A 25,310-nucleotide genomic window follows, 5' to 3' on the forward strand; every position below is an offset into this window, starting at 1 on the left:
GTTTACTTCTCCGTCACGACAAGGCTTGAGGAAGCTGATCGCCCGAATTCTTCTGGGGCGTATTGCAGATGTGCCTCAGCACCAGGATAGACGAACGTGCCGGGCGTCACGGAGCGCACTAGATAATGCAGGGTGTACACGCCTGGATCAAGCTTATCACCAAAGGCAACCACGCGATCGTGGTAAATCGTTTGATAGGCAAGCTGCCAGCTATCACCTTGTGACTGGAAGTAGGGTGTCGTTGTCTGGAAACTGTCATCCACCGCTTCAAAGCCTGCAGGTAGCGGATCAGTGACGACCACATGATCCACTGAATGATCGGCAATGATCTCTAGCCCAATGTCGTAGACTTGCCCCACTGGAACAGTCAGTGGTTCTGGTGCATAAAGCCCGGTTTTGTATACCACTTTGTCTTCGTTGGCAGGACGAATAGTGCGGGTGATTCTTAACCCGTTAAGTTTACCGGGTTGGTTGCCCTGTAGACGATAGCGGTAGGCAACAAGGTAATGCAGAGTGCCCTGGCCCGTCTTAGTGAGGATCAGGTCATTGCGATCGCGCGGTAACGCAGCCATTTCTACTTTTTCGGTCGTGCTGGGAGTACGGTAGCCTGAAAATTTAGCAGTGGCGATCGGTTTACCCGCAAGTGCAGCGGTAGCTTCAAACGTGGGTGGTGTCGGTTGGAGTTGGCTATATGCCACCAGAGCCGTGAGCGCTTCGGCGTTATCGTGGGTGCTTTGCCAGGTGCCGTTACGCCGCTGAGATAGTAGCCCTTGCAGGAGTCGATCGGTGTCCTCAGCTTTAGCTTTTTGAGCGACAAAGAGCCGTAATGCCTGAGCCTGAGCCGTTGTAGGAGAGTTGAGCCAGCGCCAGTTAGACGGCAAGTTGACGGTGGCGTTACGTCCCGTTTGGTAAATCGTTTCCTGAAGCTGATTCACCATGGTGGTGGCTTCTTGCTGCCAGTCGGGAAACTGAGACAGATACCGCGCTAGCTTGATCTGGCTAACGGGGTCAAACTGGCTCCGCTGGCTGTAGAGGTCAGCAAGGAAGTCGTTGCGTCGATCGCCCAGGTCTGCAAGAGCAATCAACGTTTCCAGACGAACCTGATTTTTGCACAACGCTTGTTTGCAGAAATCGTACTGTCCGGGGTCGGCAAGAAGCTTCTTGAGATAGGCGGTGAGAGGGGAGAGGAGTGAGGGGGAAGGAGTGAGGGGAGAGGAGTCAGTTTTACTAAAGGCACGATCAGCAAGGGCGATCGCTTGGGCAGCGTGGGGAGTGATAAACGGATCAGAGGTCTCCTGTCCAGGGTAGGCGGCGAAACCGCCATCGGGTTTTTGGAGGGTTTGCAGGCGATCGAGCGCTTGGGTTGCCTGCTGAGTGGGGTTAAAGCTGGCAAAGGTTTGCCCATAGGTTTGGGTAAGAGTTTGCAGGTTGGCGGCGATCGCGAGCTGACTGGCAGCAGGCTCCAAGAAGGGTAGGTTGGTTTCGTCTAGCACTTGCCTTGCGGGAGCAACCAGGGTGGGAATCAAACTGCTGGCAAGGGAAATGTCCAGTCCACCTGCATCAGGCGCTACATTTTTATCTACGTTCAGGGGAATGGTCGCGCGATCAGTCGTGGTGCCTGCTTCCACCACTTGTTCGGTTACGTCTAGCGGCTTCACGTCTAGCGGCAGTTCAAAGACATCGGTGGCGCTGCCAAGCTGAGTAGTGAATTTCACCATTGCTTCGCCTGCTGACTGCACGACAACTGGAAAACGATACGCCTTCGTGCCAGCTTCCACCTGCGCTTGCTGCTGTCCTGAGTTATCTAGCTTGAGCGGCTCGGTAACGGTGCCATTTACTGACAGGTTACCGTTTTGTCCCGTGTTGTTGGTGACAGAAACGCCTGCCTGAAAGCGATCGCCCGGTCGAGCAAACTGTGGCAGCAAGGGATTTGCTAGCAGCGGTTTAGTCGTCACAAAGGTGGCATCGCCGTTGCCAAAATGCATATTCTCATCGGTAGCGACTGCCATCACGCGCCAGGTGGTCAGGTCATCCGGCAGCTTGAATTTGACTATAGCGTTGCCGATCGCATCTGTTTTCACCGAGCCGTTGTAGTATGCCAGCGCTTTGAAGTTGGTGCGAATTCGCGTATTGCCAGCGCCTGCCGACGAACCACCGCCATAGCCCCAGCCTTTTTGTAAGGGCGATGCCTGTGGTTGCAGCACTACGTCGGGTCGATTGTCGCTCAAGCGGACTGAGACGGGTTGTTCCGCATAGACGGTCTTCACCAGATCAGGCGGACGGTAGCCGGTCAGTTGCAGAACGGCTTCATTCACGACCATCAGTGTGACTTGCCCTTTCGCCGGTTGGTCTTGTGCAGAGACTCGTACCTGCACCGTTTGTTCGTCTCCCGGCTGCAATGAGGGCGCAACGGTAGCTTCTACCTTCAAATACTGAGGAGCAAGGCTCGTTTCAAAGGGTGCGAAGCCAATGCGAACGAGTTGATCCAGGCTACCAGGTTCCACCTGTTCTAACGGTTTGCCCTGACGCACCAGCACAGCTTCGATCGCTGCATTGGGCAGCATTTCGGGTGTCACCTGAAACTGCACTTTAGGCGCACCACCCTGTACTTTTGTCAGTGTTTTGTAAAGGGTGTTGTGGCGCACGACAGCAAAGTAAAGTTCACCATCGGCATAGGGCGACTGGATCAGCGCTGTAGCCGTTTCGCCGACTTGGTACTGCTTTTTGTCAAGCTTGATTTCAAGTCGATTGTTGCGGTAGCGGTTGCCCCATGCAGCCGCATCCCCCGTTGCCCAAAGCTGTACTTCGGTAGCGCTGACCACGTTACTGCCTGCAAACGTTGCCTGTAGGCGATAAGCACCAGCGGTAGTAGGCTTGAGGGTTGCACCTTTCGGACTGACATCAGACTGGATATCCGCAGTGGCGACGGTTTTGTACTCGACCTGATCTTGCTGAGTGCGGCTGCCTTCCACCAGTTTCGACACGCGGCTGTAGTTCATCTGCTGGAGTTCCAGATGCACTTTTTGATTCAACACTGGCGCACCTGCGGGGTCGGTAACGATGACTTTGACAGGGAAATCCTGCCCTGCGGTCGCTACAAAATCGCTTTGCAGCCCAATGAATTTGTCTGTCGGTAATGCCAGAAAGGTCTTGGAGTCAGAAACCGAGAGGTTTGACACATCCGATACCTGGGCATCAACGCGATACGCCATCGGGTAGGGCAACTCTTTTTCAACCGTGACGGTCTGACTGCTATCCCCGTTTTGACTCAACACTTGATTGGTTTGCAGTACGTCGCTGGTGACGGTGGGCGCTTCTTCGGGCCAGAACCACTGCCGCCCAAAGGCAAAGCCATCCCAGCCCTTGGGTACGAACTCTGCTTGCTTGCGGGTGACATAGTAATTAACCTTGCCGCCCTCTACAGGCGAGCCAAAGAGGTAGTTGCTCTGGGTCTTGGCGGTGATGGTTTGACCAACGGTGGCGATCGCATCAAAGTTTTGAGTTTCGGCTGGTGAGTTTTGCGTTGCATTTGATGGCTCAACAGGTTTACTACCTTCTAACGTCAACGCCACTTTGAAGTTAGGTGGCTTAAATTCGGCAACGCGGAATTCGCCTGTAATTTCAACGCCACGATCGTTTTTGGCAAGAATCGCATAGTAACCAAGGGGCTGGTTTTTGGCGACTGTCCACTCCTTAGAAAACGTGCCGAATTCATTGGTCGTCTGAGTGCCCAGGCTGGTTTCCTGTCCGTTGGAGTCCCGCAGTGTGAGGGTATAGCGGGCGTTTTTGTCTTGCTTTAAAGCACCGTTTTGCAGGTAGTAGGCGGCTCCGGTAAACCAGGCAGTTTCACCCGGTTGATAGAGATTGCGATCGGAGAAAACTACACCCCGTGACTCAGGGGCGCTGCCCTGCCAGCCAGCATCAATCCCGTACCCATAGGCACCGCTATATTCCGTCGTGCGGGTAAACGCCCAGTCCTTGCCTTCTTGCGCCACAACTAGCAGGTTAGGTGCATTGGCAAAGCGTCCGGCTCCACCCATGCAGGTTTGTAAGGTTGAGCGATCGAGCAATAAGGTGCCGGTCTTGTCGGTTTTGCCAGTTGCACAGGCGCTTGGAGTGGGCTGGTCTTTCGCCTCCAGTTTCGATTGATAAACTTGCACAGCGGCATTTGCAACAGCCGATCCGTCTGAGAGATGGCTGACTCGCACCATGCCCGATTCAGGGAACCATTGGGCAAATACGCCCAAATTGGTCAACTGCACCAAGCCATAGGTGGTCGGTTCGCGCCACTTTTGCTGTTTGCCGTCTTGATATTGATTAGTGCGTGCCTGAACGCCATAGGCCAGCATCCCAGTAGTGCTGCCCAATTGTTGTTGCAGCGGTATAGTTGTGTCGATCGCCTGATTCTTTTGCCCCTTCAAGGACGCACGTTTCCACGCAGAGGGACTGGGCAACAGGCTGCCACCATTGGCGTTGGGGTAGGCAGAGTCGGTATAGACCAGATCCGTCGGCTGGACGATCGCAAAGGCAGCTTTGTAACTGGGAAGATTAACCGTTGAGAGATTTAGTTGAAGATTCTTGCCTGTCGGGAAAATATTTAGCCCAGAGGGTGCCCACAGGTCAGCCCCAACATCGCCAGTTTGGTAGTCTACCGTCATTGGCTTGCCGAGGGTTTGCCCAAATTTATCCTTTAGGTCAGCACCCAGTTTGATCGTGTATTTGGTCGCTGGCTCCAGTGCCCAGGGATTAAGGTTGACCAGACGCTCGCCCTCGTAGACCCGCACTAGGGGCACATCTTTTTTCGGGGGCGGTTCAACGGAAATGTTGGCGATCGCGGCTTCTGCATCTAGTTCGTTATTGAACTCCAACTGACCACTGCCATTGACAAAGCGTCCCGTTGTCCCGCCTGCATCGGGTTGCCCGTAGTAGTTTAGTTTCTGAAATGCTAGCGGTGCGTAGGTTTCCACCTGGCTAGCAAACATACTCTCGCTAGCCAGATTGCCTTTTGCTGCCGCTAATCCTGGCGTGATTTCCAGACGATAACGAGTGGCTTTGGCAAGTGCTTGCTGGGGTTCCAGTGTATAAATCCAGTCGCGGGCGGAGGGATCAAATTGCGCATCGGGTGTACTTTCGGGGTACTGCTCCTTTGACTGTTCTTCACTCTTCTCCAACGCCGCATTCATCGTTACGCCCTTGTTCGCCTTTGGCTCGTTGGCTGGAACCAACTTGACGCGCTCTTTCAGCGATGCCAGATTTAGCTCAACGTTGGAGGTAAATTTGAGGACAGGCTTGAGATCTAGTGGTCTTGCTGCCTCTGCCGCCTCTCCGGGAACAGACATCCCGGGCAAGTTAGATAATTTAATGGCTTCAGTATTGAATGTCCAGGCAAGATCCTGATCTAGTCGATGATTTTTTAGATCTGCCAACCCAGCTTTAAGCTTGACTTGAACACGAGTCGCTTTTGGTATTGCCTGATCACCCTGGAAGCCAACCATGCGAGGGGTAAGAAAACGAAACGTTCCCGGCAGCGGTGGCACAACCTCAAATTTCTTCAGCAGTTCCTGTGACCCGTTCTCCAGGTTTTCCAGTGGAATGATTGGTTCCTTAAAGCGAATGCGGATCTGTGCGGTTGTAGCAGCGTCTCCGAGCGGGCTAATCTGCTCAATCCAGTCTGGCAATTTAGGCACTGGTAAGGCGGCAACCAATGGCTGCGGGCTGGTATTGGAGGTGATGTTGGCGAAGCTACAGCCTTTGATGGTAAGGGCAACGCATAGAGCCAGCAAAACAAACCAGGGCTTAACGCCACTGCCACTTCTCATCACCATTCTCCCCGCTTCCCTACTCTATGAATGATCGCTGCTAACAAACAATTTGTTACCACAACCATTCCTACTCGCAAGGATAGGTCGATTCCGATGTTGACTATAAATCTTTACGATTTGACAAGCTGGACGGTAGCAGGGACAGCAGTCAAAACGGTTGTTGGCTTGTCTTGTTTGAACACCAACCTACAGTTCATCTAGCGTTACGAAAAGGCGAATCTCATCCTAGTTATTTATACTGATGAGTAGGGTGACTAGCTGATAGGACGTAACCAGCAATAAGTAGGAGTCACGTAAGATGTTTCGTACTGCTCTGTCTTTAATTTGCGCGATCGCCATTGCAGCACCTACAGGGGTACTGGCTGGCGAACGGTATGAGCGTGGCTACTCCCGCGATGGGGGCTACAATCGTGGCTACTCCCGCGATGGGGGCTACAACCGTCGAGTCATTCAACGAGTTTATACGCTTGATGGCTACGACCGTAATCGTTCCGTTCTTAGACGCGATCGCCGCAGTTGGGATCGTCGTGATTGGGAACGGGAACGCTACTTGCGTGATCGTCGTGACTACCGCGATTACGGCGATCGTCGTGACTATAAGCGCGATCGGTACAGCCGTCCCAGCATTATTATCATTCCGCGCATCTCGTTCTAAGAAAAGCGTGATTGCTTCAAGTCGTGGCGTAGAGGTGCAGGCGCTTCCCTATGCTCTATGAAGAGATCAATGCTTACATCAGGGGCAACTACTTTGATGGCGCAAGCGGTGGGCAGGTTTTGTATGCAGGCGATAGTTTGTCAAAGTTGCATTGGTAAATCGTGCTTTTCTGCCAGCTTGGCGGGATTTCTAGAAGGTCGCGGGTGCCTGTGATTCCTTGACCCACAAAGAGCAATAGTGCGACGCCGTTCAACACAATATGGGTAGTACGCCAGCGGTTTGCCCGATCCTGGTAGATGTCACGGACGATCGCCAGTGAAAAAATCATCAGCAACGCTGCTATTAACCCATAGTAAAAGTGAGACAAAAACCAGTATTTATCAAGACGATACACGCCATCCTGACAGCCGAGAACCACTAGTCCAATCCCGGTCAGAGTAGCGAAAACGCCACGCCAAAGCTTTTCTTGCGCGCGGTACAAAAAGACAAGTGAGGCGATCGTCGCAATATAGAAGAGCACAATCAAAATGACTTGCTGTGGTGCTTTAGCAAAACCCTCTTCCTTCTGGATTTGTTCAAAAATCGGGAATGTGATGCCAAGAAAGTAGATACCAACCACGGCACCTGTGAGCCAGCGACCGAGTTGAAGATGCTCTTGCCCAACTGCTGACGGGATTTTACTCTTGTTGTCTGCCTTCACTTCCAGGCGACGTGCCCGTGTCTGCCATGCCAGTCTTACAACCATGCCAATCAGAGGAAACACGACTGTTACTGCGATCGCTGGATGCAGTAAAAGAACAATATCCTCAAAATTAAGATCCATACTGCTTCTCTCAAGTTGAGCGTAGAACAGCTTGAGATGCAAAAGCATCCAAGAATGCTAGTAGATTATCAGGTCAAACTAAGAGTCTGCTGAGTTACAGCAAATTTTCAACGGGTAAGCCACTGTCTCTGACAGTACGTGAAGAGGTTAAAAAGTGAAGGGTGGAAAAGTTTGGCTTTTGCAAACGGAAATGCTTGTAAGCTGTGGCTTGCAGCAATCCTCCAAAAAAGAGGGGTAAGCTTGCTTGCCTTAACTTCGAGTGCTAAGTACAACATTCAAAGCCCAAGCATTGCCGCATCCCCTTTACTAATTGCTCAAACGTCTAAGCTGCAACTTATACCTTCAGTACCCAGTTACTGCGCGTATCAGCGCTGATAAAGGGAACAGGTATAACCGCCAGGTCAACCCCCAAGGCTTTGAAAGCAGAGCGAATCAAGGTCGCATGAGACGCTTCGACTGCTCCAATGCTGGCTCCGGCTGTGATGAGCGCTGGAGTTTTGAGTTTAGCTGCCTCTTGACCATAGGCGATCGCCGCATCGGTTTCGAGCGCCAACGCTAACTTTGCAATGTTGACATCAGAGTCGAGTGCGCCCTCACCTGCCTTCAAATAAGACGATAAATCGTACTGCTTTTGAGCTGCAACAGGAGTCCCACCCAATTGCTTGATGACGGTTACCAGAGTATCACGATGTTTTTGGTGGTCTGCCTGGTTCGCCAAGGCAACAGCCAGCACTGCTTTACCCACATCTGTACTGGTCAGCTTAGTTGCTGCAAAACTGTATGCCCAGATTGCTTGATGCTCATAAAACAGCGCTCCGTTTAGCACCTTAGCATCGTTGGCATTGTTCGCGTTTTTGGGTTTTTGGGCTGGGGCAGCATCAACCTGCTTCACTATTGCGGGAATGCTGATCGCGGTAGCAGCAGCACCGACAACAGCGCCTGTTCGTAGCAGATTGCGGCGCGACCAATGCTTGGCACGGCGGGCGCTTACGTCAGACAGCATCTCTCTTTCCTGATCCATGTTGGTGTTCTCCCAAGTAGTGTACGAATCGGCTCACGTGCAACTCACGTCTGAACGTCTAACGGCAGCACCAACTTTGGTTGCAAACAAAGCGTTCACAACCAGAGCAATCGCCCTGACACTCAAATAATTCATCGCCGAACGGTGCTTAAACCCGTTTAGCCTGCTTCTTCAGAGCCAATAATGCACACGCAATCTGCTTTGATAGATAACCAGATTGACGCATAAGCACTTGCATTCAAAAGGTGATACGCAATCCCTTTGAATTCGGATCTGTTACACACAAAACCGAACTTAGCTTTCGTTCTATAGGAGCTTTGATCAGGCTCTTGCTGCATTCAAAAACGAAGGTTCCGTAAGGCGGGAGGCTGGTTACTGCATCACGCTAGGCACACTGAATTAAGCCAATAAACACGCGATCGGAAACATCAAATACTCAAGGAAAAACAGCTTCCAGATAAATTGGTAATAAGAGCTGATAGATGATTGCGTAGTTAGATCGACTTGAGTGCTACGGAGCCACAGCAACCCCAACGCAACAAGATGAAAGACCACCAAAACTAAATGATTGCTGCCAGGAAGCCCTAATAGTCCTGCCAGAACCATGCCTAAGTAGCTGCTTGTAATGACCCAAAGCGCAAGACGAAAAACAGCCCCTTGCCCCAGACGCAGCGTAAAGGTCTTAATGTTGTACTGGCGATCGCCCTCCATGTCGGGAATATCTTTAAAGATGGCGATCGCAAACGTGAAAACCAGCACAAAAAGGGTCAGTGCCCAAACCGAGGGCAAAATCGGTAAGCGACCTTGAAAATGCAGAAAGAGTCCGAGATTGACGATCATCCCTCGCACTGTGAAAATGCAAAGCGAAGCCCAAACTGGAAACCGCTTGAGCCGGATGGGTGGCAGCGAATAGGCAGTGCCAATCAACACGCTTATCCCCACCGTTGCCAGCAAAAACAGACCTTGTGAGAGTGCCAACAGCAGCGCTAATACACCCGCAATCGCCACAATAATGCTGCCCTGCCGACGCGAAAACTCTCCCGATGCTAGCGGCAGGTCTGGTTTGTTGATGCGATCGATCTCAATATCTTCAAGCTGGTTCAGTCCCACAATGTACACGTTGCCGCACAAACAGGCGAGCAGAGGCGGCAAAAGTACCGTTACAGCAGAAAAAAAGTCGGCAGGGACTAAGCTCGTTGCAGTGCCGAGCGCCGTGTCACTACCTGCAACAGCCAGCAAATACAGCCCGAGGACACTTAGACTAGTGCCGATAATAGTGTGTGGACGTGAAAACTTCCAGAACGCATACAGCCAGGGGGCATAGCGCTGAAGCAAACTATGCTTTTTAAACTGACGCGAGGTAAGAGAAGGTTTTGAGACAGTCCGGCTCATGTGTACCCTTAAAAGAAGCAACTTTAAACTCTGGACTGTAGACGTTTCGTTACGCAAAGTCTAGTAGCTTCAGTCTGGTCATACTGGTAGCAGGCGTACAGCACCATACGTACTGTTGGAGAACCTGCTGGCAGCCCGCGATGCGCTTCCATCTTGACCCCCTACTTAGCTGCAATATCCCGGTCACAACAAGGGGTTATGAAAGCCAGTTGGTGCTAGCAGGCGGCACCTTTATCGACGGCAGCACCTCCAAATTTTCCGCTGATGTCTACTCCGAGAACCCTACGTTGTTTTTCGTCAGGGTGGCACTACTTGGACGTATGGAGCGATCGCCCTGGAAGCCACGATTGACGCGATCTAACTGTTGAGGGAGTGCAAAGAATTAGGCGAAATTGATGAACTAGAAGCATTACACCCAGTTAACAAATCCTACGTAAAGGGCACTATAGGAGAAATCATACTGCGCTCAGTAACACTACACGGAATCAGTCCTGATAATAGAAACCCTTCAGTGTTATACGGAAAAAACCATTAGCCGCTGATTCCAATTGTACAGCGAGGTTCTGATAACCTTCTTGGTCAAGTTCTTTTGGAAGAAGCCCGATGTATCAACAGTTAGGGTTGCAGCTAAAGTGCTGAATCTGTTCTCAACTGAGGTTAAACGATGAAATCAGTCGATCCAATGAAACTAGTTAAATATACTTTCCTGGCAACTGGTATTGGTATGCTAGCAGGCACAGTCTTTCTATACTTAAATACTAGTGCGTTCCTCAAAAATGCCATAAAAGCAGAAGGAACGGTGATAGAGCTGATACCATCTTACTCGGATGGCTCCACGACATATCGACCAGCCGTACGTTTTATTAACCAACAAGGTAAAGAAATCAAGTTTGCATCGTCGTCAAGCTCTAACCCACCAAGTTACTCAGAGGGTCAAACGGTAGAGATTCTTTATCGACCAGAAGAGCCACAGAAAGCAGAGATTAATAGCTTTTTTTCACTATGGGGTGCTCCGACCATTTTGGGCGGTTTAGGTAGTGCTTTCTTCACAGTTGGTGCTGTTCTCCTCGCTGTGCCTAAGCTTAAAGGACGTGAAGAAAAATATTTGAAACAGCAAGGAACCCCCATTGAGGCTGAATTTCAGAGTGTAGAGATCAACACTATGCTGTCAGTGAATGACAGGCATCCTTTCCAGGTCATAACGCAGTGGAAGAACCCGTCTACTTCGGAAATACATGTCTTTGAAAGCGGCAATATATGGTACGACCCATCAGAATTTATTACAAACCAGAAAATTACGGTCTACATCGAGAAAGAAAATCCTAATAAATACTGGGTTGATCTTTCGTTTCTTCCCAGGATGGCTGAATAATAAGCCACACAGTGAGTTAGCTAATAAAAACACTAGAGTGATCGCCTTCTGCATAGCGATCGCTCTAGAAGCCGCGATCCAATATGCATAGGTAAATAGAGCATTCTATATAAGGGGTGATCGTGCTGCATCTGTACTGCAATGTTTAAGAAAGCTGCCGAAAAGTGGATACTATACGAAAACTTTTAGATCATCGTTTCAGAAAGTATTTATTCCGCAGCTTTCAGGTATAAATGCCGAGAAATAAGGGTTCTATTGGAAATTTTAGTAAAACAAACTTTTGTATATAGCCAAACTATGAAGTGTTTCTAATTGGTTACTTGGGCAATCCTTCGATCGCATCCAGAAGAGGTATGACAGATTTGGAATAAAAGCGCGCTCGATGAACACCACCTGCTTCAATGACCCGAAAATAGCCTGTTATACAGTTTCGTTGGACAATATGGCCATTAAGGTGGCGTAGATCATCCCAGTCTCCTGTGTTACCAATTGCGATCGGCTGCCAGGGTTTCTTCGCCTTTTCAGAACTTTTAGTCCCTTGAGGATGAGCAAGAAGTCCAACAATACCTGGGATTAAACGTGAATATCCGGTATATCCGCTATGAGTGCAGTTCACTTTCATATTCTCAAAAACACCAGCATTCAAAAGCCCATTGGTTCCAACTGCGGTACAGCCCTTTGCATTGAAATAGACTTGATTCAACACTAAATCCCATCTAGGGGCATGATAGTTTAAGGCGTAATACCGAGGGGCTATATGCTGAACCTGAGAGAGTGTATTTTTTTGAGGATAAGCTACACCTAATAGAATTACGCTATGAAGCTTTGAGAAGTTGGGATGGAGTTCTAATGCTTCTAGTAGGATGGCACCGCCAAGACTATGACCAGATAGTATAACTTCTTCTTTTTCGACTGCAACTGCCTCTACTAGGCGAACCGCAACTTCTTTAATGCGACGCTCAGACTCATGGAAATTGGCAACTAGTTTAGTTGGATTTCCTTCTAAGGTGTTCCACTTAAACTCTTGGATCTCCAAATCCCAATGAAGTTCCTTAGCAAATTTCCGATATTGATTGGTGATAAGTGATTCCTGCCCAAGTTCTGAAAACCCATGAACATGAATTAGCTTCATAGCGGTTCTTCTGTTTGTCAAACTAGCTCACCTAGATTGCCCGCATGAGTCACAAAAACTTCAAATTTCCTCGGAATCAAACAATGAAGCCAGTTGTACAGTCTTCCCGCGATATGAACTTACCACTTTCTTGCTAAGTACTCCTCCAACTTTGCCAAAGTGATCGCCGCTCACTACAGTTTGAAGTAACACGATCGTCCCTAACTCAAGTCCATTGCAATGCCTCAACTCAACCGATAAAACCATTAAAGCGATCGCAAATACGTTTTACGATCGCTCCCTGAAACGGTGGTTCAACAAATAAAAGCAAGAGCTAAAGGACAAGCTTTAGCCCTTAGCCTTTCTCTAAGCCTCTTTTCCGTTGTCTACGATCGACAACATCCCTTGCAACGTGGCGGGAATGCTGCGCGGATCCATAAACATCACCTTACTGCTGTCACTCTTCCCGATCGTGGTTCCCATATCCAAATAATTCAGCGCCAGGAGCATCTTGCCTGCTTCAGGGGCGCTGGCATCGGCTTTGAGAGATTGATTCACAATCTGAATCGCTTCAGCGGTTGCCTGTGCCTTCAAGACTTGATTTTGCCGTTCTGCCTGAGCACGCAGGACGATCGCCTTTTGTTCTGCTTCTGCCTGCAAAATAACTGATTTCTGACGGGCTTCGGCATCAAGGACTTGCGCTTCTGCCTTGCCTTTAGCAGAGTTTACAGCCGCTTCGCGTTCGCCTTCAGAGTTTAGAATGGCAGCTCGTTTGCGTCGTTCTGCCGACATTTGGAGTTCCATCGATTCTTGTACAGCTTGCGACGGAATAATGTCACGTAATTCTACCCGTGTTACCTTCACGCCCCAAGGATCGGTAGCTTCGTCTAGCTCTTGCAGCAAGAGATCGTTGATCTGCGAGCGAGCAGTAAAGGTTTCGTCCAGCTCCAGCTTACCCATTTCGGCACGAATTTGAGTTAGCACAAGATTGACCATCGCAGACTGCAAGTCCTGTACTTTGTAGTACGCTTTCGCCATATCAATAATGCGCCAGTAAACCACAGCGTCTACTGTAATGGACACGTTATCGCGTGTGATGGAGGGTTGGGGTGGAATATCCAGGACTCGCTCCCGGATGGTTCCCTGGTAAGCAACTCGCTCCAGCACTGGTATGACGAACTTCAGTCCGGGTTCCAGTTTGCGATCGTACACACCAAGACGCTCAACCAGAGCTTCATTTCCTTGCTGAATGACTTTGGCGGACGAGAGCGCTACACCGCCACCACCAATTAATAGGGCTAAAAACCAACCAAACATTGCAGGTGTCTCCTCTTTTGTGATTGTGAGTTGAAATGGTTACTTGTACGTTCGCCAACGTTGGCTATTGGTACTTCAGGAATGCAGCAGATGTTGTGGCATGACAATCAACGTCGTGCCCTGTCGTGCTACCACGTAGACTTTTTGGTTTGGGGCGATCGTCACTTCATCATCTTCACAGCGCGCTGCCCAGGAATTGCCCTCATAGCGCACCCGCCCGCTTTGCCCCGGTAGAATTTCGGTCAGCGTTTCGGCTTCAGTCGCATCAAACTTACGGGCGGCTCTGTGTTGCACCAGTCGGCGAGAGTAGAACACAAGCGACAGGGATAATACCATCCAGAGCACCACCTGCAAGCCTAATGGCATAAGGTGTGCAACAGCAGCGACGACTAACGCGCTAATGCCTAGTACACAAGCAACGAACGCAGTGGGCACAACCACTTCGACGAGACAAAGAACTGTTCCAACGATGAGCCAGATGATAGTAGGAGTCAGCGCCATAGAACCATTTCCTGACAAAGTGAGTGAAATTGAACGCGATCGCTACTTTTAGATCCAAGCTGTAAAGACTGCATTTCGGATGGAGCAAAGCGATAAATTTCTTAAGCCAAATTTCTTAAGAAACCGATTGAGTCCGTTTGCCGATTCAACCCTATAGTTGATAGGCAATTAGTCTAAATTGGTCTACGATGCGCTACTTGTAGAGTGCCTTGTTATAAAATTCCCCGAAACGTATAGCAGTGACCAGAACGCTCAATTTCTTTACGCTCCGTTATTTTCTGCCCTGTGCTTATAGATTCAATGACGCTCTGAAACGATGTCTTTGCTAGCGCTATAACCAGTGCAATCCTACCCATAGCGAACTGTTTGAGCGATTGCACCTTTCCATCCCCGTCTCTTGACCAGCACGTACCATCTGCCGTAAACGTATGAGTGATTCCAAACCACAGCTTTGCTGCCCTAACCCAAACTGTGCTGCGCCCCTAAACGCGGTCGGGCTTGAGAGCTGCGAATCGTGCCAAACACCATTGATTTACCGCTACTTCTGGGCAGTTGGGCAGGGCATAGAACAGTTTCCCGTAGGGTCGCAGGTTGCAGGTAGGTATGTCGTCACTGCACCACAGGTTTGGCTAGAGACACAGCCCAGTTTGCCGCCAGAGCTTCCCCTTGACTGGTCAGAGGCGGTGTTGCCGTATCTGCATCTTTATCCCAATCGGCTACACGTGCCAGAGGTGTATGGCTTTTGCCCAGAGACAGAGTCAGTCCAGCCAGGTACGTTGTTGTTGCTAGAAAACGTGCCATTAGATGGGAAGGGTACGCTTTATACTGCGATCGCCCATGCCTGGAAGGACGCAACGGCAGTACGTCAAGTCTACTGGCTGTGGCAACTACTCGAACTCTGGACACCGCTGCTTGAACAGGGCGTTGCTTCCAGTCTGCTGGCAGCCAATAATATTCGGGTCGAAGGCTGGCGTGTGCGCTTGTGTCAACTCTTTAACGATGCAGACGTGCTGACTGCATCAGATGCAACAACACCTACTACCGCTCCAGAGTTGGCTGATCTAGCAAATCGCTGGCTAGAATGGGTGGCTCATACTAAGCCAGACGTGGCAGAGTCGTTGCGGGCATTGTGCCATCAAATGCGAGACGGCGTGGCACTTAGTACGATCGCGACTCAACTTAATCAATTGCTTATGATGCAGGCTGCCCAATTGCCATTGCGGGTGCAGCTTGCGGGTGCAACCGATACAGGACCGCAGCGCTCGCACAACGAAGATGCTTGCTATCCCGTTACTATCACGGGCAGGGATCGAGCAGAGGCATTAGCGTTGCAGTTGGCGATCGTCTGTGATGGCATTGGTGGGCATGAAGGCGGTGAAGTTGCCAGTCAAACAGCTGTGCGAACGCTCAAGCTTCAGGCACAGGCACTGCTAGCGGAGGTTGCAGAACAAACAGAGTTGGTCGCCCCCGACTTACTGATACAACAGCTAGAAGCCTCAGTGCGCGTGGTTAATAACTTGATTGCTAGCCAGAATGATACTCAAGGGCGAGCCGATCGTCGCCGCATGGGCACCACGCTGGTCATGGCACTTCATGTCGCACAGCGTCTGCCATTAGAGGAACAGACGACAGACGGAGCCGACACCGGACACGAACTTTATCTCGTTAATGTGGGCGATAGCCGTGCCTACTGGATGACCCCTCGCTACTGCCATCGGTTGACAGTAGATGATGATGTGGCAGCGCGAGAAGTGCGACTGGGACGATCGCTCTATCGCGAAGCACTACAACGACCCGATGCTGGGGCACTGACCCAGGCGATTGGTACCCGTGATGCCGAATTTCTTCGACCAACCGTACAGCGCTTTATTCTGGAAGAGGATGGCGTGTTGCTGCTTTGCTCTGATGGACTCAGCGACAACGAACTAGTTGAACAAGCATGGGCAGAATATACGGATGCCACTCTTAAAGGCAAATATTCTCTAGATTCAGCTGTAAAAAACTGGATTAGCTTAGCAAATCAAAAGAACGGTCACGACAACACATCTGTTGTCATCCTCCGCTGCAACGTTTCGTCTGCCTTGCCAGAACCCTCCTTACCAAGCTCCGGCACCAGTAGAACCGAGTCTGAATGGTCGCCTGCCTCAAGGGCGCTGCTAGAGGATGAACCGTCAGCAACCAGCCACCCCGTTAGCTCAAACGCTGCGCCCTCAAACGGTAAACGTCGATCGTTAGTTGTGAGCGCTGGATTAATTGCTCTCTTGTTGCTTGGCGGCGGTATCGGGTTAGCTGCCTGGTCACAGCTCAACCCCACCAGCTTTCAGCAATTTCGTGAGCGAGTGTTTCCACAGACGTAGTAAGGGGTGCAGTCTTATGCAAAGATAAGAGACTGTCGAGAGTATTGAATGCACTGACAGCCGAGATGGCTGTTATCCAGGAAGCCTTAGTTATGCAAGTTGGTGAAACGTTCCCAGTTGGAAATCGTGTCCGCGTGGTGGCATCAGTTGTTGTCTACCATCATCCAGAGCATCGCAATGAAGCGTTTGACTTAAAGGGGCAAGAAGGGGAAGTGATCCAGGTGCTTCAGGAATTGCACGGTAGACCGATCAGCGCCAACCTGCCATATATCGTTAAGTTTGACAAAAAATTCCGCGCCCATTTTCATCAGAGTGAGCTAGAGCAGGTTTAACAGTTGTTAGTAGCTGTGGGTACTGATCGTTAACGATCGCTCAAAAGTGCAAAACCTTCTGTCGGTGACGTTATACATAACATCCCCACTGCTGCTCTATTGCAAGAAAAACACCTTTGAAGGCTATGTCCGATCGTGGTGCTAGCTTTGCCGTCGATTGAACCAGCCGAAGAAATTGAAATCGCCCTGCATCTTTTGCAGTTCTGCCTGATTTGCTGCTGCCGTGCGGTAGTACCAATCGCAGTAGTCCTCAAATTCGGTGCGGTACTCTACTTCACGATAAAAATCGCGGGTCAACGCATAAGCGACAATCGCCTCTGAAACGGATGGAGGGGCGAGCGTAAACCAGCGAATATGCTTAAACATAGTTGTTTGTAACAGAGGAAAATTACTGTCTCTAGCTATTGCGTTAGTGACACCTTAGATCAAGAACTGTAGTATGTTCAAAGTCTCCAACCATTGTGTAAACCAGATACAGTCCCTTCTCGTCTACCGCAGATGTAGACCAATTAGCAAGCTGTTTCAAGCCGCTTGGGATAACGCCACCAATTTTGCCATTCTGTACAAACGCCACTTGTGCTTTGTCATTGTAAAAAGCCTGGATGCTAGCTCTTGTTCCTTGATAGCGTCTTAGCTCTCCCACAAAGTAAAAACAGTGCTGTCCGTTACCAGGGGGGCGAGTTACTCTGCTCTGAAGCATTACTGATGACGTGTTAGGCGAATGTTCGGTCGCTCGAAGGTCGTTTTCGTATTCGCTAAGTACACGGTTGTTAGCAAGATATGAATCAGCACTCGTCACAAGGAGCAAAAATAGAGTGCCACCAACCGCTAAACAGATTGCTACTAAAGGAATGAACAAAAGACTGTGGGTTAAATGCTTCCAGGCTGTTTTTGATGCCATACGGCTTTGACGGTCAAGCAATTCAGTTCGCTGAGGTACGGCTCTCCATTAAAACCCATACCTCAGCAATCTCTACCCTATTAAACAGTGTACTCAAGCTTAAGCATTACTGTTGGAGATGAGAACTTCACCTTTCAGCATCCGTTGGGCAGCATCCAGAAGTGCTTCTTCCAGGTAGGGTTTAGTGAAGTAACCACTGGCTCCAAGAGAGACTGCCATCTGACGGTGACGATCGGCACCGCGAGAGGTCAGCATTGCGATCGGTAGGTGCGTAAGGTTGGGGTCTTTCTGGATACGGGAGAGCAGTTCCAGACCATCCATGCGAGGCATCTCGATGTCGCAGAACACGATATCGCACGGTAGTCCAGCGCGGAGTTTCTCCCATGCTTCCTGACCGTCGCGTGCCTGCTCTACCCGGTAGCCAACCTTGTTGAAGGTCATAGATAGCAGTTCGCGTACTGTGATGGAGTCGTCCACAATGAGTACGGTTGGCTCGGTCTTGGCGATCGGCGCTTCCTGAATCATGCTCACGCCGTCTTGTTCCCACAGCGAGCCGCCTACATCCTTGCGAATGCGACCCAGCGAGAGGTCAATCAGCTCCAATACGTCAGCGATCGGCATGATCCGACCATCCCCTAACACGGTTGCCCCTGCAACACCAACAGGCTTAGGAATCGGTCCTTCTAGCTGCTTGATTACAATTTCCTGTTCGCCCAGTACTTGATCCACTTGAAGCGCCAGGAAGTTGCCAGCACTGCGTAGAACGACGATCGACACAATATCGTCTTCCTGGTTACCGCCATACACATTACCTCGACTGAGGTGACGGCTGTACGATAACAATTCACTCAGAGGACGCAGGGGCAACAATGAATCACGCCAGGGAATGCAGGCTTGTCCGTCGGCATTGGTTTGAATGCGTTCTTTCGGCACGTCGAGCATATCTTCTACCCCATCCATTGGGAAGGCGATACGGGCACGATCGCTAATACAGCACAGTGCTTTGGAAATACTCAGCGTCAGCGGTAGCCGAATCGTGAATGTTGTACCTTTGCCATAAGTGGAGTCAGTGTTAATGGCACCACGAATTTCACTCAGGCTGGTACGAACCACATCCATGCCTACTCCCCGACCGGAGAAGTCATCAGCTTGATCCTTCGTGCTAAAGCCTGCATGGAAGAGTAAGTCGTAGACATCTAACCGTGCCATGTTTCTGGCTTCGGTTGCGGTAATCAGTCCTTTTTCGATTGCTTTCGCTTTAACGCGATCGATGTCGATTCCTGCACCGTCATCAGAGACCGAAATGATGGTCTGGTTCCCCTGGTGAAATGCACGAATGGTAATGCGTCCAGAAGGCGGTTTGCCGGCAGCACGGCGCACTTCAGGCGACTCAATGCCGTGGGTAATTGCGTTGTTCACCAGATGGGTCATTGGATCATAAAGCTGTTCCAAAATCATCTTGTCGATCAACGTTTCACGCCCTTCGACGTTCAGTTCTGCCTGCTTACCAACTTTCATCGCAATGTCACGTACGGCACGCGGCAGCCGATCGGCAGTTTGAGCAAAGGGCACCATGCGCGATCGGGTTAGCCCTTCCTGCAACTGAGTGGTTACCTGACGGAACATCCGCGTCACCTGATCCGTTTCATCCACAATGAACTCAATGTCAGACGACGACTCACGCACTCGCACAATCAGCTCAATCATTTCTTGTGAGAGGCTGTGGAAACCCGTAAAGCGATCCATTTCTAAGGGATCGTATTCAATCCCAGTTGCATTAGCCGTTTGAGCAAAGACTCCACTCTCACGCGCTGACGCTGATGCCCCAAAGGCGCTGCGGTGGCTCTGGCGGCTAGCAAGAAGCGAACTTTCAAGGAGCGATCGTTCATACAAATCTTGCATCCGTTGCCCCACATCGCTAAGTTGCTGCACCTGATACAGCAAGTTATCGAGCGACTGACGAAGACGTTCCTGGTCTTCCTCCAGGCTGTTACGGTTTACCACCAGTTCCCCAACAAGGTTACTGAGATTATCCAAATGCTTGACTGGTACCCGCATGGTCTGCTCACTAAAGACTCGACCGGGGCGGGTAGGGCGGCGATTCTGAGCCGCTACGCCACTACGGGCAATCTTTACCGTTGGCGAGCCGCCCATCTTTTCTTCAGCATCTTTCAGCAGGTCGTCCAGCTCATCAAACTCAGAGATGCGAGTGACGGTTGTATCACCTCGTTGATTGCCAGTATCGGACACTTCAAACGAATCATCTTGTAACAGGGATTCGAGTTCAGCAAAGTCATCTACTGATGACGCAGATTCCCCTGCGCTTGATGTATTCCCCAATCCTGATAAGCCAGCAGAGAAATCTGAACTAGAGTCATCTGCTAAGAAAGCGTCTAACTCCGTTAAAGCATCGGCTGAAGAGTCTTGATCAAGAAACGTCTCTAAGCTTGAAAACTCATCTTCTGCGGCATTATCTGATGCTAATAGGCTGTCCAGGTCATTAAACGCATCAGTTTCTTCGCCGAGTAGATTATCAAAAGCTGACAGTTCTCCAACACCTGCTGGTTGGCTTTCATTAATAAGTAGGTCATCAAACTCGTCAAGGGCATTCGTTGAGGCAGGCGCGCTTGATTCATCCATCAAGCGATCGAATTCGGTAATGCTATCGCTGGTGCTGTTATCGTCGCTCGTGCCTTCCCAATCAAAATCGAATGCAGCGGCTTCTGGCGTTGCTGCCTCTGGTGGTGCGGCTTCAAAGAGTGAGTCTGTTGCAGCAGTGTTATCAGCAGGCAAGGCATCAAAATCAAGTGCATCGAAACCAGAATTCTCCAAGTCGAGTGCAAAGTCTTCACTCTCAGCATTTTCTGTGGCAGTGCTGTCGCTCGTGCCTTCCCAATCAAAATCGAATGCAGTAGCTTCCGGTGCTGCCTCTAAGGGTGCAGTGTCAAAGAGTGAGTCTGTAGCAGCAGCGTTATCAGCAGGCAAGGCATCGAAATCAAGTGCGTCGACATTAGAATTCTCTAAGTCGAGTGCAAAGTCTCCACTCCCAGCATTTTCTGCGGCAGTGCTGTCGCTGGTGCCTTCCCAATCAAAATCGAATGCTGCCGCCTCGGGTAGTGTGGCTTCAAAGAGTGAGTCTGTTGCAGCAGCATTATCAGCAGGCAAGGCATCGAAATCAAGTGCATCGAAACCAGAATTCTCTAAGTCGAGTGCAAAGTCTTCACTCTCAGCATTTTCTGTGGCAGTGCTGTCGCTGGTGCCTTCCCAATCAAAATCGAATGCAGTAGCTTCCGGTGCTGCTGCCTCTAAGGGTGCAGTGTCAAAGAGTGAGTCTGTTGCAGCAGCGTTATCAGCAGGCAAGGCATCAAAATCAAGTGCATCGAAACCAGAATTCTCGAAATCGAGTGCAAAGTCTTCACTCTCAGTGCTTTCTGTAACAGTGCTGTCGCTGGCGATATTTTCGTCGCTGGTGCCTTCCCAATCAAAATCGAATGCAGTAGCTTCCGGTGCTGCTGCCTCTAAGGGTGCAGTGTCAAAGAGTGAGCCTGTAGCAGCGTTATCAGCAGGCAAAGCATCGAAATCGAGTGCAAAGTCTTCACTCTGAGTGCTTTCTGCGGCAGTGTTGTCTAGAGCCGTGCTATCGCTCGTGCCTTCCCAATCAAAATCAAATGCATTGGCTTCTGGTGTTGCTGCCTCTGGTGGTGCGGCTTCAAAGAGTGAGTCCGTAGCAGCAGCGTTATCAGCAGGCAAGGCATCAAAATCGAGTACGTCGACATTAGAATTCTCGAAGTCGAGTGCAAAGTCTTCACTCCCAGCGTTTTCTGTGGCAGTGCTATCGCTGGTGTCTTCCCAATCAAAATCAAATGCAGCGGCTTCTGACGGTGCTGCGTCTGACGGTGCTGTCTCTGGTGGTGCGGCTTCAAAGAGTGAGTCTGTTGCAGCAGCGTTATCAGCAGGCAAGGTATCAAAATCAAGTGCATCGAAACCAGAATTCTCGAAATCGAGTGCAAAGTTTTCACTCTCAGCATTTTCTGTAGCAAGACCGTTAGTGCCGTTTTGATCGCTGAGATCAAATGACAACGCATCGCCAAAGTTTAAGCTCTCCGTAGCTGGCGAAGTAGGGGAGAGGTTAATGTCAACGTTTTCAGGAGCATTAGAGGCAAATAAATCATCACCAAAGCTTAGACTGGCTTCAGCCGTTGAGTCTTGAGAAGGAACAGTATTGTCTAGAGCATCGCTCTCAAACAAGTCGAAGTTTAGGCTCCCATCATCAAAACTGGCTTCACTAGCATTCGTAGCAGGTTCAGTAACGTCTTCACCAAACGCCGCGATCGCATCAAGCTCGGTGCTAGTAGCGTCAGTGTCAGTTGATGCAAACAGGTCAAAATCCATAGCATCATGATCAGGCTCTGGTTGTTGACCCGCACCATTAGTCAGCACAGGCTCATCTAACTCAAACAGATCATCGTTTAGAGCAAGATTCTCATCTAAGGGCGCGATCGGCTCCAGACCATTCAGATTATTCAAATCATCCAGATCATCTAGACCATTCAAATCAGTAAGACCAAGTAATTCGTCGCTGAGTGTGTCAGCTGTCTCACTAGATTGCGGTTCCGATGAGACGCCGATGGTCAGCAGATCGTCTGGCAGATCGAAGCTCTCATCCGATTGATTTGGCTGGTCAAAGAAATCACCCAAGGCATCCGTTGGTTCCAGTGGCTGCGTTACTGAAAGGTCATCTAGCGAGATAGATTGCGGTTCTGATGAGGCATCAAAAGCAAAGGCAGTAATATCAGGCCCGTCTAAAGAGCGATCGAGCAAGGACTCACTGAGCAAGTCGGCTGAATCGGCGATCGTGTCTGGTGCTTCACCAAACGGATCTCCAAGGGCTTCTACTGGGTCAGTTGGCTGCTCTGAAGGCTCCGAAACCAGCCAGGAGTCTGATGTATCCAACAGATTTGTATTCAGAGCGCTATCTGTGCCAAAGCTACCAAAATCAATGTCCAGCCCGGTCTCTAAGTCAGCCGCTTCTGAAGTGCTGCTGCCAGCAGTGCCAAAGTCAGACTCGTTGAAGTCAAATTCGTCGAAGGCAAGGCTCCCTGCATCCGTTGCTAAGTCATCTGCTATTGGTAGTTCAACCGTTTCAGCATCTAACTCTGAAGCATCTAGATTAAAAGCATCTGAAGTATTAGGAGCTTCCTGAGCCGAAGGCACTGCCCATGGGTCAGAAAAATCGGTCTCGAATGCTGTATCGGCTTGCGGTGTCGGTGCTTCCCCAGAGGGTAAGGACCAATCTAAAGATTCAAGATCAGCATCGGCTGAAAGAGTTTCGGGTAATGTCTCATCAACTGGCGGTATGTCATCAGTGAGCCAAGACGCGATCGATGGCTCAAGCCCGTCATCCGTCAGTTCTTCTAGTGCTAAATCTTCTACCAGCTCAAGTTGAGGGTCGCTCGGCGGCTGTTCAGCCGTTGAACTCAGCAGACTGCTAAAGTCCAGATCATCCTGTTCAGACAATCCCTCAAGTGATTCCAGCATAAAGCCGTCATCGCTCAACTGATTACCGAAGTCCTCTGTGTCAGTTGGGCTTGTGGCAAGATCTTCGTCACCGAGTGGTAGCACAGGCTGCTCGTCAAACGATAAAGCTGGATCAGCAACAGCCGCGTCAGGTTCGCCCCAGGGATCAACGATCGTGGTTTCAAGCAGGGTTGGAACTGGGGGGAGCTCAAACATTTGCTCATCCAGTTCCGTGGTGAAGGGGTCATCCACATCGTCCAGATTCAGCTCTACAGGCTGAAGCTCTGAATTAGTTTGGAACTCTGAGAAGGTAAGGTCTGGCTCGGCATCCATGCCAGTAAAGAGTCCACCTAAATCCTCCAGGTGGGGAGCGGACTCAGGTGCATCATCAAACGTAAGTCCGGCAAGGTCTGATTCAACAGCATCCGGTGAACCCATCTCAGAGTCTAGGTTCAAGTCGCCAAAAATATTGTCAAAGGCAGTGCTGCTCTGCTCTGCTGGTGTATCCGTTACGCCCAATTCACCCCAATCTTCGGCACTTGAGTCAGCCAACAAATCGTCTAGATCAGCTTGAGCTTCGCTGGTAGTATCAAAGAGACTGCTGGCTTGATCTGTAGACGTGTCCGTTAGCGCTGAAACACTCAAGTCTGTAGAGTCCAAGCCCGTAAACAGAGCGTCCAAATCAGCTTGGGCATCGCTACTGGTGGGAAGGGCGCGATCGTCAATCAATTCGCTTGGTAGCGCGTCTGGTTGCAGCAGATCATCGCTGAACAAGTCGGTGAGCGCATCCTGAGAGGAGGTCGAAGCCTCTTCCTGACCAATTTCTGACTCATCAAATAGGAGATCAGAAAAGTCGGCAGCCGTATCAATATCGGTCGTATCATTAGCGCTGACGACCCGCACATCTGCAGGAAGAGCAATGACCTCTTCCTCTTGCCAGGTTGAACCGAGGTCGGGCATCTCGCCTTCAAACAGGTCTGCCAGGCTATTGAGTTCTGCCATGCCTACTTCGGGACCATTTTGGTCAGCGTGATCGGCTTCAGCAGGTACTGTGCCGAAACTGTCATTCAGGTCAAAGCTATCGCCAAAATCGATTTCAGGCGCAGCGTCATCCATTTCAGCAAACAAAGCATCGTCAGCCGTTGCAGTGGATGGCTCTGTGAGCCAATCAGCATCATCTGTAGCCGCTAGCAGATCAGCAAAGTCGTCAATCGCAGGTTCAACAGTTGGTGCCGATGGCTGTAGCGCTTGCAGTTGAGCGCACGGCACAATTTCGGACGCACGCCCCGAGAGAACTAGTTCTTGTGCCTGCTTAATGTCTTTGATGACAATTGGAGCCAGCATTCGATAGGCATTATCACGATGAGCAATCGCGGCTCTTGACAGCTCGATCAAGGCACACCAATCAGGCAGGTCAAACTGCTCACCAATGCTGATCAAGTGACGACAGAGATCCTGCAGCTGTTGGCGGTTGGCATCATCCAACTCCGACTGTTTAAACAGTTGCAGCATCTCGCGCAGACGCAGAGGAATGTCGTTTTGGAACAGTAAAACGAACGCACTATCCTGTTGGGCGGAAGAAACAGCAGGACTGCTGACGGCGATCGGGCGACTAGCAGCGGTAGCCGCAGTTGCTGGAGCAGCATTACTTGCCAGCACATTCAAATGTGTTTCTAGCGCGTTAAAGACTGGCTCAACGCCAGCTACAGTCGCTTTAGCCGTTTCATCAGTTAATCCAAACGGTCCTTGGAGCTGTCCAACCAACTCTTGCAAGGCATCAAAGACTTGCAAAAACAAACCTTCGAGCTTTTGATCGACCTTGACAGGGGACTCTTTAAGAATCTTGAAGTAGTCTTCGAGCCGATGGGATACTTGCTGGATGCTGCTTAAGCCCAGCATTGCTGCACCACCCTTAACAGAGTGTGCCGCCCGAAACAGTTCGTTGACCATTTCCTGGTCTTCGATGGTGCTTTGCAGATTGAGCACACCTTGCTCGATCGTATTGAGGTGGTCTTTTGCCTCCTCAATGAAGTAGCCCATGATTCGCTGTTGCTGTTCAGGCTGCATGGCAGTATCCTATCTCTCTGGAAAGTATGATGATTGCTACCGAAAGGCATGGTACGCTCTACCAAATCGATCGCACTCAGGGTTTTAATCAGGAAACCTTAGTCGTGGTGTGTCTAGCTTGA

General features: G+C 50.2%; 14 protein-coding genes and 1 pseudogene. 5 read left to right on the plus strand and 10 right to left on the minus strand.

Annotated elements, in window-relative coordinates:
- Positions 1-2: 2 nt before the first annotated feature.
- Positions 3-5,819, minus strand: a complete 5,817-nt coding sequence (locus H6F76_RS21720; RefSeq protein ID WP_190511448.1) for an alpha-2-macroglobulin — start codon at positions 5,817-5,819, stop codon at positions 3-5.
- Positions 5,820-6,120: 301 nt separating this feature from the next.
- Between H6F76_RS21720 and H6F76_RS21725 the strand changes: the two genes are divergently transcribed.
- Complete coding sequence (locus H6F76_RS21725) at positions 6,121-6,477, plus strand: hypothetical protein (RefSeq protein ID WP_190448887.1); 357 nt, start codon at positions 6,121-6,123, stop codon at positions 6,475-6,477.
- Positions 6,478-6,565: 88 nt separating this feature from the next.
- On the opposite strand, the gene H6F76_RS21730 is transcribed toward H6F76_RS21725, so the two are convergent.
- The 3 genes from H6F76_RS21730 to H6F76_RS21740 all read right to left on the minus strand — a co-directional run bounded on the left by H6F76_RS21730 (position 6,566) and on the right by H6F76_RS21740 (position 9,713).
- Entirely contained in the window at positions 6,566-7,300 is a 735-nt protein-coding gene (locus H6F76_RS21730; RefSeq protein WP_190511450.1) for a DUF4079 domain-containing protein, read from the minus strand.
- Between the two features lie 334 nt (positions 7,301-7,634).
- Positions 7,635-8,321 carry a ferritin-like domain-containing protein gene (locus tag H6F76_RS21735; RefSeq protein ID WP_190511452.1) on the minus strand — a complete coding sequence of 229 codons (687 nt, stop codon included), beginning with the start codon at positions 8,319-8,321 and terminating at the stop codon, positions 7,635-7,637.
- Between the two features lie 399 nt (positions 8,322-8,720).
- On the minus strand, positions 8,721-9,713 hold the full coding sequence (locus H6F76_RS21740; protein ID WP_190511454.1) for a homogentisate phytyltransferase: 993 nt from the start codon (positions 9,711-9,713) through the stop codon (positions 8,721-8,723).
- A 194-nt stretch (positions 9,714-9,907) separates the two neighbouring features.
- On the opposite strand from H6F76_RS21740, the pseudogene H6F76_RS21745 reads away from it, so the two are divergent.
- A pseudogene (locus H6F76_RS21745) lies at positions 9,908-10,074 on the plus strand (methionine gamma-lyase family protein); the annotation flags it as partial.
- A gap of 303 nt (positions 10,075-10,377) precedes the next feature.
- Positions 10,378-11,085 (plus strand): DUF3592 domain-containing protein, encoded by a 708-nt coding sequence (locus H6F76_RS21750; RefSeq protein WP_190511461.1) that lies wholly within the window; start codon positions 10,378-10,380, stop codon positions 11,083-11,085.
- A gap of 316 nt (positions 11,086-11,401) precedes the next feature.
- Here the strand turns inward: H6F76_RS21750 and H6F76_RS21755 are convergent, their stop codons facing one another.
- The 3 genes from H6F76_RS21755 to H6F76_RS21765 all read right to left on the minus strand — a co-directional run bounded on the left by H6F76_RS21755 (position 11,402) and on the right by H6F76_RS21765 (position 14,014).
- Complete coding sequence (locus H6F76_RS21755; RefSeq protein ID WP_190511462.1) at positions 11,402-12,217, minus strand: hypothetical protein; 816 nt, start codon at positions 12,215-12,217, stop codon at positions 11,402-11,404.
- A gap of 345 nt (positions 12,218-12,562) precedes the next feature.
- Positions 12,563-13,513: an SPFH domain-containing protein gene (locus H6F76_RS21760; RefSeq protein WP_190511463.1), complete on the minus strand. Its 951-nt coding sequence runs from the start codon at positions 13,511-13,513 to the stop codon at positions 12,563-12,565.
- Positions 13,514-13,588: 75 nt separating this feature from the next.
- Entirely contained in the window at positions 13,589-14,014 is a 426-nt protein-coding gene (locus H6F76_RS21765) for an NfeD family protein (protein ID WP_190511464.1), read from the minus strand.
- 428 nt (positions 14,015-14,442) lie between these two features.
- Here H6F76_RS21765 and H6F76_RS21770 point away from each other — a divergent pair, with 428 nt between their 5' ends.
- Together H6F76_RS21770 and H6F76_RS21775 are read left to right on the plus strand one after the other, a co-directional pair.
- Complete coding sequence (locus tag H6F76_RS21770) at positions 14,443-16,371, plus strand: PP2C family serine/threonine-protein phosphatase (RefSeq protein ID WP_190511465.1); 1,929 nt, start codon at positions 14,443-14,445, stop codon at positions 16,369-16,371.
- A 92-nt stretch (positions 16,372-16,463) separates the two neighbouring features.
- Complete coding sequence (locus H6F76_RS21775) at positions 16,464-16,703, plus strand: ferredoxin-thioredoxin reductase variable chain (protein WP_190448836.1); 240 nt, start codon at positions 16,464-16,466, stop codon at positions 16,701-16,703.
- A gap of 141 nt (positions 16,704-16,844) precedes the next feature.
- Here H6F76_RS21775 and H6F76_RS21780 read toward each other — a convergent pair whose 3' ends face one another.
- The 3 genes from H6F76_RS21780 to H6F76_RS21790 form a co-directional block, all read right to left on the minus strand.
- On the minus strand, positions 16,845-17,069 hold the full coding sequence (locus H6F76_RS21780; protein WP_190511467.1) for a hypothetical protein: 225 nt from the start codon (positions 17,067-17,069) through the stop codon (positions 16,845-16,847).
- Between the two features lie 43 nt (positions 17,070-17,112).
- The gene (locus tag H6F76_RS21785) at positions 17,113-17,604 is read right to left on the minus strand and encodes a hypothetical protein (RefSeq protein ID WP_190448809.1); all 492 of its coding nucleotides are present in this window, start codon (positions 17,602-17,604) and stop codon (positions 17,113-17,115) included.
- A 99-nt stretch (positions 17,605-17,703) separates the two neighbouring features.
- Positions 17,704-25,188 (minus strand): hybrid sensor histidine kinase/response regulator, encoded by a 7,485-nt coding sequence (locus H6F76_RS21790; protein ID WP_190511469.1) that lies wholly within the window; start codon positions 25,186-25,188, stop codon positions 17,704-17,706.
- Positions 25,189-25,310 lie beyond the last annotated feature (122 nt).

Source organism: Leptolyngbya sp. FACHB-321 (assembly GCF_014695975.1).
Classification (GTDB): Bacteria; Cyanobacteriota; Cyanobacteriia; order Leptolyngbyales; family Leptolyngbyaceae; genus Stenomitos.

Coding starts and splice junctions, on each gene's coding strand:
- H6F76_RS21775 (WP_190448836.1), top strand. CDS start 16,464: ATGCAAGTTGGTGAAACGTTCCCAGTTGGAAATCGTGTCCGCGTGGTG.
- H6F76_RS21740 (WP_190511454.1), bottom strand. CDS start 9,713: ATGAGCCGGACTGTCTCAAAACCTTCTCTTACCTCGCGTCAGTTTAAA.
- H6F76_RS21770 (WP_190511465.1), top strand. CDS start 14,443: ATGAGTGATTCCAAACCACAGCTTTGCTGCCCTAACCCAAACTGTGCT.
- H6F76_RS21790 (WP_190511469.1), bottom strand. CDS start 25,188: ATGCAGCCTGAACAGCAACAGCGAATCATGGGCTACTTCATTGAGGAG.
- H6F76_RS21725 (WP_190448887.1), top strand. CDS start 6,121: ATGTTTCGTACTGCTCTGTCTTTAATTTGCGCGATCGCCATTGCAGCA.
- H6F76_RS21780 (WP_190511467.1), bottom strand. CDS start 17,069: ATGTTTAAGCATATTCGCTGGTTTACGCTCGCCCCTCCATCCGTTTCA.
- H6F76_RS21720 (WP_190511448.1), bottom strand. CDS start 5,819: ATGAGAAGTGGCAGTGGCGTTAAGCCCTGGTTTGTTTTGCTGGCTCTA.
- H6F76_RS21730 (WP_190511450.1), bottom strand. CDS start 7,300: ATGGATCTTAATTTTGAGGATATTGTTCTTTTACTGCATCCAGCGATC.
- H6F76_RS21735 (WP_190511452.1), bottom strand. CDS start 8,321: ATGGATCAGGAAAGAGAGATGCTGTCTGACGTAAGCGCCCGCCGTGCC.
- H6F76_RS21785 (WP_190448809.1), bottom strand. CDS start 17,604: ATGGCATCAAAAACAGCCTGGAAGCATTTAACCCACAGTCTTTTGTTC.
- H6F76_RS21765 (WP_190511464.1), bottom strand. CDS start 14,014: ATGGCGCTGACTCCTACTATCATCTGGCTCATCGTTGGAACAGTTCTT.
- H6F76_RS21755 (WP_190511462.1), bottom strand. CDS start 12,217: ATGAAGCTAATTCATGTTCATGGGTTTTCAGAACTTGGGCAGGAATCA.
- H6F76_RS21760 (WP_190511463.1), bottom strand. CDS start 13,513: ATGTTTGGTTGGTTTTTAGCCCTATTAATTGGTGGTGGCGGTGTAGCG.
- H6F76_RS21750 (WP_190511461.1), top strand. CDS start 10,378: ATGAAATCAGTCGATCCAATGAAACTAGTTAAATATACTTTCCTGGCA.